This is a genomic window from Clostridium intestinale DSM 6191, assembly GCF_900130055.1.
In the GTDB taxonomy this organism is placed as follows: domain Bacteria; phylum Bacillota; class Clostridia; order Clostridiales; family Clostridiaceae; genus Clostridium_T; species Clostridium_T intestinale.
In genome coordinates this window covers 117,906-131,971 of the sequence record NZ_FQXU01000012.1, presented here as the reverse complement: position 1 = coordinate 131,971, position 14,066 = coordinate 117,906, and the positions used below count along the sequence as shown (strand labels likewise).

8 protein-coding genes are annotated in these 14,066 nt (G+C 29.3%); 5 read left to right on the top strand and 3 right to left on the bottom strand.

Annotated elements, in window-relative coordinates:
* The first annotated feature begins 58 nt into the window (after positions 1-58).
* From treR to addA, 3 genes are all read left to right on the top strand, one after another.
* Positions 59-772 carry a trehalose operon repressor gene (gene treR, locus BUA92_RS17705; protein WP_073021810.1) on the top strand — a complete coding sequence of 238 codons (714 nt, stop codon included), beginning with the start codon at positions 59-61 and terminating at the stop codon, positions 770-772.
* Between the two features lie 99 nt (positions 773-871).
* Positions 872-4,336 carry a helicase-exonuclease AddAB subunit AddB gene (gene addB, locus BUA92_RS17700; RefSeq protein WP_073021807.1) on the top strand — a complete coding sequence of 1,155 codons (3,465 nt, stop codon included), beginning with the start codon at positions 872-874 and terminating at the stop codon, positions 4,334-4,336.
* Positions 4,336-8,073: a helicase-exonuclease AddAB subunit AddA gene (addA, locus tag BUA92_RS17695; protein ID WP_073021805.1), complete on the top strand. Its 3,738-nt coding sequence runs from the start codon at positions 4,336-4,338 to the stop codon at positions 8,071-8,073. Before addB ends, addA begins: the two co-directional genes overlap by 1 nt.
* 29 nt (positions 8,074-8,102) lie before the next feature.
* Here the strand turns inward: addA and BUA92_RS17690 are convergent, their stop codons facing one another.
* The 3 genes from BUA92_RS17690 to BUA92_RS17680 all read right to left on the bottom strand — a co-directional run bounded on the left by BUA92_RS17690 (position 8,103) and on the right by BUA92_RS17680 (position 12,276).
* Positions 8,103-9,452 (bottom strand): CCA tRNA nucleotidyltransferase, encoded by a 1,350-nt coding sequence (locus tag BUA92_RS17690; protein ID WP_073021803.1) that lies wholly within the window; start codon positions 9,450-9,452, stop codon positions 8,103-8,105.
* A gap of 81 nt (positions 9,453-9,533) precedes the next feature.
* Positions 9,534-10,748: an NAD(P)/FAD-dependent oxidoreductase gene (locus tag BUA92_RS17685; RefSeq protein ID WP_073021801.1), complete on the bottom strand. Its 1,215-nt coding sequence runs from the start codon at positions 10,746-10,748 to the stop codon at positions 9,534-9,536.
* A 349-nt stretch (positions 10,749-11,097) separates the two neighbouring features.
* A complete protein-coding gene (locus tag BUA92_RS17680; protein WP_073021799.1) occupies positions 11,098-12,276 on the bottom strand; it encodes a L,D-transpeptidase in 1,179 nt (392 codons plus the stop codon).
* A gap of 144 nt (positions 12,277-12,420) precedes the next feature.
* Here BUA92_RS17680 and BUA92_RS17675 point away from each other — a divergent pair, with 144 nt between their 5' ends.
* Positions 12,421-13,194 (top strand): DUF1189 domain-containing protein, encoded by a 774-nt coding sequence (locus tag BUA92_RS17675; RefSeq protein ID WP_073021797.1) that lies wholly within the window; start codon positions 12,421-12,423, stop codon positions 13,192-13,194.
* 53 nt (positions 13,195-13,247) lie between these two features.
* Positions 13,248-14,054, top strand: coding sequence for a DUF1189 domain-containing protein (locus tag BUA92_RS17670; RefSeq protein WP_073021795.1), 807 nt, complete (start codon positions 13,248-13,250; stop codon positions 14,052-14,054).
* Positions 14,055-14,066: the final 12 nt, after the last annotated feature.

Here is a 14,066-nt window from a genome sequence, read left to right as displayed (position 1 = left end):
AAGAGTATATTGTTGAGAAGTAAATATAGTCATGTTAAAATATTTATGGTGATAATATATGAATAGTAAATATATAACTCTCTATAATAAAATTATAGAAAAAATAGAACAAGGAAGTTATCCTCCTAGTTCAAAACTTCCATCGGAAAATGAGTTGATGGAAAAATATAAATTCTCTAGAGATACAGTGAGAAAAGCACTAAATATGCTTGAACACAATGGATATATAAATAAAGTAAAAGGTAAAGGCTCCTTTGTCCTAGATATAAATAGGCATAAATTTCCGGTATCTGGCTTAATAAGCTTTAAGGAAATGGCTGAAAGTATGGAGGGGGAGTCTAAAACCTTAGTTAAAAATTTAGAACTAACTAAAGGTGATAAATTTTTAAGAAATAAGTTAGTTTTAGAAGATGATGAAAAGCTCTGGAAGGTTGTCAGAGTAAGAGAAATTGGTGGTAAAAAAATTATATTAGATAAGGACCACTTTAACAGTACATATATTCCAGAATTAACTGAAGAGATATGTAGTAACTCTATATATGACTACATAGAAAAAGAGCTGGGGCTAAAGATAGGATTTGCAAAAAAAGAGATAACAGTTAGATCAAGCTCAGAAGAAGATATAGAATATTTAGACTTAGAAGGATATGATATGATAGTTGTAGTAGATACCATGGTTTATTTACAAGATGGAACTCTATTTCAATACACAGAATCAAGACATAGGCCTGATAAATTTAAATTTGTAGACTTTGCTAGAAGAGCTTATTAATATTGTTCTAAAAGATTCCTAAAAAGGTAATAATCTTTGTTAGGAGTCTTTTTTTACTTTATAATAATATATAATGACAAATTTAAGGAGAAATTTTCTATGGGCATTAGGTTTGTATATGGTAGAGCTGGAGCTGGAAAGACTCATTTTTGTCTTCAAGCTATAAAAAAGAGAATAGATGAAAATAAAGAAGGAAAGTTTATACTAATAGTTCCTGAACAATTTACATTTAGAGCAGAAAATGCATTACTAAATCAAGTTGGAGAGAGAGCTTTACTTAAAACAGAAGTATTAAGCTTTAAAAGGATGGCTCAAAGAGTTTTTTCAGAATGTGGTGGGTTAACTATTAGAAAGATGCAGGATTCAGGAAAAGCTATGATAATATATAAGGTTCTTCAAGAAATAGAAAAAGAACTTAAGATATTTAATAAAGCATCTAAGCAAAATGGATTTATAGATATTATAGATAAGACCATAACTGAATTTAAAAAGTATAATATTACCCCGGAAATATTGGAGGAAATATCAAAGGATTTAAGCGATGAAAATTTAGAATTAAAATATAAACTAATAGATTTAGAAAAGATATATTTACGTTTTAACGAAGTTTTACATGAAAATTATATTGATACAGATGATGAACTTACTATGTTATCTACTAAGTTAGAAGACTGTAAGCTATATGATAAAACAGAAATTTGGATAGATGAATTTACAACATTTACTCCTCAGCAGTTAGACATAATAAAAACTATTTCTAAAAAAGCTAAGAGAGTAAATATAACTTTAGTGGGGGATGAGTGGAATCCTAAAGAAGAGGTTGAATCTACAGATTTATTTAATGTAACTAAAAGTACAGAAAAGAGAATTCTTAAGATTATGGAGGAGAATAGAATTCCTTTTGATGGAGTTATAAATGTTAATGATGGAACCCCATACAAGCTAAGAGGTTCTAAGGAGCTAGCCCATCTTGAAAGATACTTTTACTCATATCCATTTAACGAGTTTAAAAACAAAATAGAAGGCTTAAGTATATATAAGGCTTCTAATAGTTATGAGGAGATTCAAACTATTGCTAAAAATATTAAACAATATGTTAGAGATAAAGGATATAGGTATAAAGATATATCCATAGTTTGTAGAAATATTGATGACTATGAAAAAATAACCTCAGTTGTATTTAACGAATACGAAATTCCTTATTACATTGATAAAAAAAGAGATATATTAAATAATCCTTTTGTGGTTTTAGTTACATCTCTGTTTGAAGTTTATAATAAAAACTGGAATTATGAGAGCTTATTTAAGTATCTAAAAACAGGGCTTACAGGGCTTGAAGCCAAGTATATAGATATAATAGAAAATTATGTCCTTGCTTATGGTGTAAATAAAAAACATTGGCTGTCAGAAGAGGACTGGGATTATTATCCCTTAGGATTCGCCAATGAGAATGAGCAAGATGAGAATATGAAAATGCTTATAAATGAGATTAAAGATGAGGTAAAAAGGCCACTTATAAGCTTTTATAATAAAACTAAGGGAGAAAAGAAAGTAAGAGAAATATGTGAAGCTATTTATGACTTCTTAACTGAGATAAACGCAGTAAGCAGGGTATCAAGTTGGATAGACAAGTTTAATGAAGAGGGAATTCAAGATAAAGAAAAAGAATATTCTCAAATTCTTTCTATAGTAATGGAAGTTTTAGATCAAGCTGTAGATGTAATGGGAAATGAGAAAATGGATATAAAGAAATTCTCGAAAGTATTAACTGGAGGTTTTGAGAAATATGAATTAGGACTTATCCCACTATCTTTAGATGAGGTAACAGTAGGTGACATAACAAGGGTCAGAAGTAAAGAGGTAAGGATTTTATTTTTAATAGGAGTTAACGATGGGATTATTCCAGCTACTACTAAAGATGAAGGAATATTGTCTGATAGAGATAGAGAGCTATTAAAAAATAAAGGGGTAACTTTAGCATCTGATTCAAAAGCAAAAGCATTTGAAGAGCAACTATTAGTTTATACAGCTCTAACAATATCAAGTGAAAGATTAATAATAACCTATCCTATGGCAGATTTTGAAGGAAAGTCCCTAAGACCTTCAATAATAATACCTAGAATAAAAAAATTATTTTCTAAGTTAATTGAGGATAGTGATATAAATAAAAAGACTCAGGATTTTGATAAGATAGTTGCGCCTATTCCAACCTTTAATGAACTTATAGGAGCAGTAAGAAAAGACTATGATGAAGAGGTTGTAGAAGAATATTGGGGAGAGGTTTATAGCTGGTACAAGAAAGAGGATAGTTGGAAGCAAAAAGCTAAAAATCTTGAAAGAGCATTAAATTATACAAATCAAGATGAAGATTTACCTAAAGATAAAGCTAGGAAGATATACTCCTCCCAAAATGGGAAACTTTTATTTTCAGTTTCTAGGCTTGAAAAATATGCTCAGTGCCCATTTTCTTATTACGTCCAATATGGATTAAAAGCAAAAGATAGAAAGATATATGAGTTTTCAGCGCCAGATTTGGGTTCCTTTATGCACGAGATATTAGATGGTTTTACTACTTACGTAAGAGATAAGAAGCTAAACTGGAGTGAACTAGATAAGGATAAGTGTAGCAATATAATTTCTATGCTTGTAGATAAAAAACTAGATGAAAATCAAGGGTTTATATTAAATAGTTCAAAAAGATATAAATATTTCACAGATAGATTTAAAAGAATATTATCTAAATCTGTATCAGCAGTATCTGAACACATGAAAAGAAGTACTTTTGAAATCTATAAAAATGAGTTTGAGTTCTCAAGTTTTAAGGACGCAGAGCCTATAAAAATTAAACTTGATGATGGGGAAGAAGTATCTCTAGTAGGAAGAGTTGATAGAGTTGATGTAGCTGATATAGATGGAGAAAGCTATATTAGGGTTATTGATTATAAGTCAGGTAGTAAGAAATTTGACTTAACAAAGCTTTATCATGGTCTCCAAATTCAGCTTTTAGTATATTTAGACGCTTTAATAAAGAATTCTAAGTATTTCTTAAATAAAAGCACTCTTCCAGGAGCTATATTATATTTTAGGATAGATGATCCACTTATAGCAGCTGAAAAGAGGATAACTGAAGAAGAGATACAAAAGAAGGTCCTATCCTCTTTTAAGATGGATGGATTAGTACTTAAAGATCCTAAGATAATAAAAGCTATGGATAATGATCCAGGACTTTATTCCGTAGTTATACCAGCAGGAATAAAAAAGGACGGAGATGTTTCTTACACAAGCTCAGTTGCTACTGAAGAACAGTTTGAAACATTAAGGAAGTATGTCAACTATAAGATAAAAGAAATATGTTCAGATATGCTTAAAGGTAACATAAAGATAAATCCTGCAAAAGAGAGCAATTTTGCTTATTGTGATTTTTGCGATTACTCATCAGTATGTCAATTTGATACTAGTTTAAAGGATAATAAATATAAGCTAATTAAGTTAAAGAAAAAAGAAGAAGTATGGCAAGAAATGCAGGAAGATATAAAAAAGAATGAAGAAGGAGGGGAAAAGTAATGGCAACTAAATGGACAGAGGAACAGCTTCAAGCTATTAATACTAGAGACTGTAACCTTTTAGTAGCAGCAGCGGCTGGTTCAGGTAAAACAGCTGTTTTGGTTGAAAGAATAATAAAGATAATAACGGATAAAGAAAATCCAGTTGATATTGATAAACTATTAGTTGTTACTTTTACCTCAGCAGCAGCTGGAGAAATGAGAGAAAGAATAGCTGATGCCATATCTAAAGAGTTAGAGAAGGAACCTAACTCTAAAAACCTTCAAAGGCAACTAACCTTATTAAGTAAAGCAAATATAACTACCATGCACTCTTTTTGTTTAGATACGATAAAAAACAACTTTCATCATATAGATTTAGACCCGGCCTTTAGAATAAGTGATGATACTGAAGGAACTTTAATGAAGCTTGAAACTTTAACAGAGCTTTTTGAAGAAAAGTATGACCAGGAGAATAAAGAATTTATACTTCTTTTAGATGCCTATGGAAGTGGAAAAGATGATAAAAAACTACAAGAATTAGTTTTAAATCTCTATGAGTTTTCAATGAGTGGTCCTTGGCCAGAAAACTGGCTTAAAGAGAAATCAGAAGATTTTAATATAGATAATGAAGAGGAGTTAGAAAATACTCCTTGGATAAAGGTATTAAAGGAATCAGTACTTCTTGAACTAAACAGTCTTATAAAAAATCTCTATATAGCTTTAGATCTAGCTGAAAACAGCGGAGGACTAGAACCTTATGGGGAAAATCTCAATGATGATATTAATATTCTTAATAATATAAGAGTGAGTTTAGAGGAAGGTTCCTTAAAAGAAATATATTTAAAGGTAAGTGGAGTAAAATTTTCAACTCTTAAAAGAGTTCTGGCTAAAAATGTTGAAGATCCAGACACTCAAGAAAGAGTAAAAAAGATAAGAGATGAAGTGAAAAAATCTATAGCCAAAATGGGAGATGGGGCCTTTAATGTAGCTCCAGAAGAAATACTTGAAGGGTTAAAACTTCTATATCCTCTTATGAAGTCTCTTTCTAACTTAGTAATAGACTTTAAGAATAGATATGAAGCTAAAAAAAGAGAAAGAGGAGTTTTAGACTTTAATGACTTAGAACATTTATGTTTAAAGATTCTTATAGATGAGGACAATGGAGAAATAAAACCTTCTTCAGTTGCAAGTGCTTTAAGAGAGAAGTTTAATGAAGTGCTTGTAGATGAATATCAGGACTCTAACAATGTACAAGAAACCATAATAAACCTTGTTTCAAGAAAGGAATTAGAAAATCCTAATGTGTTTATGGTTGGAGATGTAAAGCAAAGTATATATAGGTTTAGGCAAGCAAAACCAGAGCTTTTCTTAGAGAAATATAATAGCTATGGAACTGAGGATACAGATAAAAATAGAAAAATAATGCTCTATAAAAATTTCAGAAGCAGAGAAGAAGTTATAAATGGAGTTAACTTTATATTCACTCAGCTTATGTCAACTACTGTGGGAGAGCTTGAATATGATGAGAAAGAAGCCTTAAACTTAGGAGCTAGCTATGGATATCCTGAAGAAGAAGGGGTACATGTTGCTGGAGACATTGAGCTTCATATAATAGATAAAAGTGGAGAAGAAGAAAAAGAAGAATATGAAGTTACAGAAGAAATAGAGATAGATACTGAGGAAGAAGAGGATTTAACCGCAGTTCAAATAGAGGCAAGAATCGTGGGAAACAGAATTAATAATCTTATGAATCCTAAGGATGGAAGCATATATAAGGTTTTAGATAAAGGTACTGGAGAATATAGAAAAATAAGATTTAAGGATATAGTAATTCTTTTAAGAGCAACTAAAAACTGGGCTGACACCTTCTTAGAGGAACTTGGAGCTATGTGTATACCAATCTATGCTGATACTGGAAGTGGATATTTTGAAACCATAGAAATAAGAACCATACTTTCTGTACTTCAAGTTATAGACAATCCACTTCAAGATGTACCTATAATATCCACATTAAGAAGTCCTATATTTTCTTTTACAGCAGAAGAACTTGCGGATTTAAGAATTATAGGTGAAGAAGACTACTACTATGAAACCATAGAAAAAATAGCTTTAGGGGAAAAAGAAGTAAATGAAAGCTTAAAGGAAAAATGCACCTATTTTATAGAGAGTATAAAACGTTGGAGAGAAAAGGCTATATATACTCCTATAGATGAGTTCATATGGTATTTATATATGGATACCTCTTATTATGGATATGTAGGAGCTATGAGCAATGGAATACAAAGGCAAGCTAACCTAAGAATATTATTCCAAAGAGCTAGGCAATTTGAAAGAACCAGCTTTAAGGGATTGTTTAATTTTATAAACTTTATTCATAGACTTAGAAGCTCCTCTGGCGATATGGGAAGTGCTAAAATTCTTGGTGAAAATGAAGATGTAGTAAGAATAATGAGTATTCATAAAAGTAAGGGTCTTGAGTTTCCTGTAGTATTTTTAAGTGGTTGTGGAAAACAATTTAATCTTATGGATTTAAATAAAGAGGTTCTTTTCCATGAGGATTTAGGATTTGGCCCTCAGGTTATAGATGTAGAAAGAAGAGTATCCTATCCATCTATAGCTAAAAATGCTATAAAGAAAAAATTTTTAGTAGAAGCCTTATCAGAGGAAATGAGAATACTTTATGTAGCCTTAACTAGAGCTAAGGAAAAGCTTATAATAACAGGAGCTACAACTAATTTTGATAGAAGTGTAGATAAGTGGAGAAGGTCAACAGCATTAGGGGATAATAAAATATCTCCATCAGAAGTACTGAAGAAAAGAAGCTTTTTAGACTGGATAGCCTTAGCTTTATGTAGACATAAAGATGGGGGGATATTGAGAGGCGAAAATAGCTTTGTGGAAAACTTAAGCCTTGATAATTCTCACTGGAATATAAACTTGTGGAGAAAATCTCAAATGCCTGTGGAAGAAAATTTTATTGCTGTGGATAAAAACGAAGAAAAAGAATTGTTTATAAATAAGGAATATAAGTCTATAAATAAAGAGATAGAAAGAAGACTAGGCTTCAAGTATAAGTATAGAGAGTCGTCTTTACTTCCTTCAAATATATCAGTATCTGATTTAAAGAAAAGAGCTTATGAGGATTTACAAGAAGAAGCTACTTATGATGTATTTAAGGTTGAGAAAGTAGTAAAACCAGTATTTTTGCAAGAAGAGAGAGGGTTATCACCAGCTGAAAGAGGAACCATAGTCCACTTCTTTATGCAGAAGTTAGAGTTAGGAAAAAGTAATTCATACAGTGATATAAAAGAACAAATAGAAGAATTAATAGCAAGAGACTTACTAAGAGAAGATGAAAGTAAAGTAATAAACATAAAGAAAATCCTAAACTTTATGAATAGTAATTTAGGGCAGAGAATGAAGAACGCTTTTGAAGAAGGTAGAGAGGTAAATAGGGAATTAGCTTTCTATACAGAAATAAGTGCCTTAAATTTTGATAAAACTCTTCCTAGAGAATATGAAACTGAGAGGGTAAGACTTCAGGGAGTAATAGATGCCTACTTTGAAGAAGAGGATGGAATAGTTCTTCTAGACTATAAAACAGATTATGTAGGAGAAAAAGGTGTAGAGGAAATAATAGATAGGTATAGATTACAGTTAGACTACTATGAAGAAGCTTTAGAAAAAATAACAGGTAAAAAAGTTAAAGAAAGATATCTATATTTATTTAATATAGATAAAGAAGTTAAGATATAAAAGGTAAACCCTTAGGATTTTAAATATTCCTAAGGGTTTGTTTTATCATTTATATAATCCCTAGCTAAAACTAATAAATCAGCTTCATTGTTTAAGTTAGGCTCATCTATAACTTTATTCATAAGATAATCAATTATTTCTCCAATTATTTTTCCAGGTTTTATATTTAAAGATTTCATTAATATGTTTCCATTTATATTTAAAGAAGATTTATCTAAAGGTTCGTCTGCTTCTAAAATTTCTTTTGTTCTTTCTTTAGTAGACTCCAAAGCTTCCAATGCTATAAACGGAGGTGCAGAAGATAAAATGTCTGCTTTTTGCAAATCATATAAATCAAATATAAGATCTTTTCCTACTCGATTAATTAACCTTTTAATAGCCGCGGATTTGGGTTTAAAAAGTATACTCATATGTTCTCTAACAAGGGTAGAAACCTTATCTATAGTATCATTATCAAAGGATAGGCCTTTTAGTATATTTTTAGATAAATCTTTTCCTACCTTTTGATGTTCATAAAAATGTCCTATACCATCTTCTCCTATAAAAAAGCATTGTGGTTTAGCTATATCATGAAAAAGGGCAGCTAACCTTAAGGTTAAATTATTAGGAACTTTTTCCACAACAGAAAGCGTGTGCTCAAATATATCTTTATCATGATAAGGCGTTTTTTGGTCAAAACCAACAGCCTTTTGAAGCTCAGGAAGTATATATTTAAGTATTCCTGTAGAGTTTAAAAGTCTAAATCCCTTAGCAGGATTAGGGGAAGTTAGGATTTTACAAAGTTCATCTCGTATTCTTTCAGAACTTATATTTAAAATAAGAGAACTATTTTTTTCTATAGCTTTTAGTGTTCTTAATTCTATATTAAAGTTAAGCTGACAGGAAAAACGTATAGCTCTAAGCATTCTTAAAGCATCTTCATTAAAGCGCTTATCAGCATCACCTACAGCTTTAATAAGTTTTGAGGATAAGTCCTCTGTGCCATTAAAAAAGTCCTGTAGACCATCTTTATTGTTATAAGCTAAAGCATTTATCGTGAAGTCTCTTCTAGATAGATCATCTTTAAGTGAAGAAACAAACTGCACATCTTCTGGTCTTCGATTATCTTTATAATCACCATCAATTCTATAGGTTGTAACTTCGTATGGAGTATCATTAATTAAAACAGTTACTGTTCCGTGTTTTAAACCAGTAGGTATTGTTTTAGAAAATAATGACATGACCTGCTCAGGTAGAGCATTAGTTGTTATATCATAGTCCTTAGGTTTTGTATCTAAAAGAATATCTCTAACACATCCTCCAACTAAAAAAGCTTCATAATTATTTTTAGTTAATGTATCTATAACATATTGAACATCTTTAGGATAAAAAATAACCATATAAATCACCTCAATTAATTTTACTACAAAAACATTAAATAAAAAAAGGAGCTGTTGCACTAATTTCTTAGTGCAATAGCTCTAGATAGTATTTCTACTAAATTCAAATAAGTCCAAGTGGGAGGCATTCTGATTAAGATAGAGATCTAATAGCATCTTTGCTCCAAAGGTTGAATATAAAATTCCATTAGAACCGTAGCCTAAGCAAAAATAGTGATTTGGAAAGTCTTGATTTTCTCCTATTATAGGAAGACTATCATTTGTATCATCAAATACACCATTAAATTGGAATTCAATCTTAAAATCTTTAGGAGAACAGAGCAAATCTCTTAATCTCTTTTCTAGTATTAGATATTTTTTAGAATTTAATTCATCATTATATTCTAAATTATCTATGTCCTCTCCGCCTATTAATATCCTACCATCTACAGTTGGTCTAAGGTATGTATAAGGATCACTCATATCTCTAACTATAGAGTTTTTATACCAAACTTCCTCATTTTCATTTAGAAATTTTGTTGTACTAATAGTAAAACTTCTAGTTAATTTTTGATTAGGTATATGATAATCTTCTATAGCCTCGTAACCAGTAGCAATAATAACTTTTTTTGCATTTATTTTGGCTTTAGGGGTATTTACTAAAACACCTGTATAAAGAGCTTTTATATTATCTACAGGTGTATGTTCAAAAACTCTAGCTCCATTATCAAAAGCATTTCTTATTAAAGCATTTATTAATTTGTAAGGATCAACGATTCCAGAACCTTCGTGAGAAAGTATTCCTGAATAAATTGGGAATGGAAAATAATCTCTAGAATTATTGAAGTCTATATATTGAACATCAAATCCAGCAGATTTTCTAAGATTATATTCATTTCGTAATGCCTGTGAATGTGCAGGTTTATTAGTATAAAGTAAAGAGGGAACAGCTTTAAAGTCACAATCAATATTTAATTCATTTATTATATCCTTTAAATCATTAAAAGCTTGAAGGGTTTCAGAAAAAGCCTCAAAAGCTTTTTCTTTTCCGAGCTTACTACTTAAACCTGAAATATTTGAATCAATTTCATATTGAAGGATAGAGGTAGAACAAGAACTACTGCTATAACCAAGAATATTTGATTCAAGTAAAACAGTTTTTATACCTGCCTTAGCAAAGTAATAACAACATAAAGCTCCAGATATTCCTCCACCAACAATAACAACATCACAATCAATATTTTCATTTAAACTAGGATAATGATAACTTATTGGATTTACACTGGTCCAAATTGGATTATCACCTATGGTTTTCATATAATCAACTCCTATCATTAAAACTTATCTATATATTTGTTACCATAAGCTAGAGGGTTTATGCTAAAGTAACTAAGTAAATGATATAAAAATTTGTAGAAGAGTACTTAATTGTTTTAAACAAGTATTAGTTAAGCATTTACCTAAGATAATTTATATTATGAATGTACAATTGTACAGATGTACAGGTGTACGATTATACACTTGTACGAATGTACGATTGTACAAAAAAATAAGTGTACAGTTGTACAAGTGTACAGAAATTTCTAAAGATATTAAAAAAAAGATATTTTAAAAGGCTAATATAAAAATAAACTAAAAAAGCGGCTCAATATATTGAGCCACCTTCTTAGTTTATTATTACCTTAGTTCCCTTTTTAGCATTTTCATATAGCCATTTAGCATTAGCGACATCAAGCCTTATACAGCCATGGGAAGATGGTTTGCCTAAAGTTGTATCTAATATAGTTTTTTTATCTTCAGCAAATGGTAGTGAGTGGAATAAGTAATCTCCTTTAAACTGCACCCAATACTTACCACCTTGTTCATATTTTTCTGAGAAAAACCATTCACCCTTTTCTAAAACTTCAAATATACCAGAAGGAGTATCTTTTCCAGATATACCAGTAGAGGAAGAAAAGGTTTTGTCTAACTTCCAAGAATTTTTAGATCCCTTATAAACATAAGTTTTTTGAGTGTTTTTATTAACATATATAAGCATTGATGTTGAACTACTTAGATTTAAGGTATTGATATTACTTGAACTTATTACAGGTAAAGATGCTGATGCAGCCACAGTAGAAGAATTTTTACCCGTTGAAGCAAGATAACTCTTTTTATCGCTTTCATAAGATGCTAGTAGATCCTCTATTTCTTTATCCTGAGATATGTATTCACCTAAGTTGTTATTGATTAAGTCAATGGCCTTAGTATAATATTTATCTTCAGCTAATTTTTTACTTTTATCTATTATTGATACTTTATAATTATTAAAAGCTTCTTTTTTATATTCTAATGCTGATTTATAGTTGGAATCAAAAAGAGATACTTTAGAGAAACTATCAATAGCTTCCTTGTATTTCTCATTATTTAAGCTAGCGATTCCATTTTTTAAATTATCTTCGGACTCTTTAATAGTTGGTAAAGAGGTTTTAAATGATTGTATATCTTCATTAAAAAAACCGTAACTTTCTACCTCTTTAACTAAAAATAAAGCTTCATTTTCACCGAGTTCCTTATTGTCATAGGATGATACTACATCATCAAAAAACTGCCTTAAAAATTTCTGTAAATCTCTATTTATTAATAGAGTTTTAACTGGATTATATTTTTGCTGATTAATGATTATATTATTAGCAGAACTATATTGACCATTATTAAATTGAGATCTAAAGGCACTAATTAAGTAGTTATATGAAATAACTGAAGCTACTATAAGGGAGGTAGCCAAGGTAACTAAGGTTAGATATATAAATATAAAACCTTTATTATCCTTTATTAAAGTCTTAAGTGATGATTTTTTACGCATAAGCAGAACCTCCTAATAAAGAATTCTTTAAAAAGTATTACCAAAAATTCTATTAATAATCATTTTATAGGAAATATAGTTATTAATTTTAATATTGGGCAAAATGGTAATAATATAAAAAAAGAATTTAGATTAGGTGAAAATATGAAAAAAATAAATTTTGTTAAAGCGTTTTTTATAAGTATTTTTAAGCCAGGAGAATATTATAATTTAATAAAGGAAAGTCTTGTAAGAGCTTTTATATACATGATATCTATAACTGTTATCACTGGACTTATTAGCTTTACGACACCAGCTAGAGATTATTTGGATTTTATTAATCTTATAGAAGATGAGGTGGGAAATGGTTTTCCTGAGTTTACATTATACAATGGGATTTTAGATGTAAAAGAAAAGGAACCAATAATAATAAAAAAGGCTAAAAAACCTACTATAATCATAGATACTTCAGGAGAAACAACAGAAAGTAAACTGGATGAATATGATAAATGTATTTTAATTTTGAAAGATAAGCTTTTTTATAAAAAAAGTAATATTAATATAGACCAAGCAACCTATGATTTTTTTAAGTGGATTAATTTAGATAAAGAAAAAACAAGAGAACTTTTACCTAAGTTAAAAATGGGAGCTTATTTAATTGAATTTGTAACCCCAGTTTTGATGATAGTTTTAAATTTATTTTCAGCGTTTATAATATCTTTAGCTGGGGTAATTATTAATGCTTTATTAAGATGGCCGCTAAAATATAGAAATATTTATAAAATGAGTTTATACTCTATTACAACAGGTATAATTTTAGGAGCTATTTTAAGGTTTTTAAATATATCTTTATTATTTACAAATTATATTTATTTGATCATTGGATTTGTATATGTTTTTATAGCATTTAAAGGAGTGGTAATTAATATAGAAGATTGATTTAAAGTATAGTATAATAGAAATGATATGGAAATTTAAGGGGGAAACTTTTTATGAAGAAAATGAATGTAGCAGAGAAGTTTATAAAAAGTATTATAGATATAAAAAGTTATTTGGTCTTTTTGAAAGAAAGAACAAGTAAGGCTATAATATATATTTTGTTATTGTCTATAATACTTGGTGGCATTAAAGGATTTAATGTATCTAGAAATATTCAAAAAGCCATAAATGAAACTAAAAATTATCTAACTGAAAATGAAGACACTTTTAAATTAGAAAATGGAGAATTAACCGTTGGGGAAAATCCTATACTTATAAAAGAAGAAGGTGTATTGGTATTGGTTGATACTAGCTATACATATGATTCTTTTGGACAAAAAAATCTATCTGATCTTAATCTAGAAAAATATATAAATTCAGTTTTGATTTTTAAAGATAGAGTTATAATTAACAATAATGGGCAACAAACTGTTCAGAAATTTTCAGATATAACAACTAATATATATCCTAGAGATATAATCAATATATTAAATGCTGCTAGTATAGTATGGATTTTTGTATTGCTTATTTATACAATAGGTGGGTTTATAGGAAACCTACTATGGGCATTAATTATAGCATTAGTTGGAACTGTAGTTAGTTATATTGTTAAGGTGAAAATTAAGTTTAAAGGACTATATAGAATATCCTTATATTCTATTACATTGCCAGTAATAATAGATACTATATTTGTATCTGCAAATGTAAGAGTACCTATGTTTAGCCTTATATTTTTAGCGGTTTCTATGGTTTATATATACCTAGCGTTAAAGCTTATAAAGAAAGAAGTTACAGAAGAGGAATTGTTTATAATAGGTTAAAAAGGAGTATAA

Excerpts from the sequence above, each read along its gene's own strand:
- BUA92_RS17675 (WP_073021797.1), top strand. The coding sequence starts at position 12,421 with ATGAAAAAAATAAATTTTGTTAAAGCGTTTTTTATAAGTATTTTTAAG.
- BUA92_RS17670 (WP_073021795.1), top strand. The coding sequence starts at position 13,248 with ATGAAGAAAATGAATGTAGCAGAGAAGTTTATAAAAAGTATTATAGAT.
- BUA92_RS17690 (WP_073021803.1), bottom strand. The coding sequence starts at position 9,452 with ATGGTTATTTTTTATCCTAAAGATGTTCAATATGTTATAGATACATTA.
- treR (WP_073021810.1), top strand. The coding sequence starts at position 59 with ATGAATAGTAAATATATAACTCTCTATAATAAAATTATAGAAAAAATA.
- addA (WP_073021805.1), top strand. The coding sequence starts at position 4,336 with ATGGCAACTAAATGGACAGAGGAACAGCTTCAAGCTATTAATACTAGA.
- BUA92_RS17680 (WP_073021799.1), bottom strand. The coding sequence starts at position 12,276 with ATGCGTAAAAAATCATCACTTAAGACTTTAATAAAGGATAATAAAGGT.
- addB (WP_073021807.1), top strand. The coding sequence starts at position 872 with ATGGGCATTAGGTTTGTATATGGTAGAGCTGGAGCTGGAAAGACTCAT.
- BUA92_RS17685 (WP_073021801.1), bottom strand. The coding sequence starts at position 10,748 with ATGAAAACCATAGGTGATAATCCAATTTGGACCAGTGTAAATCCAATA.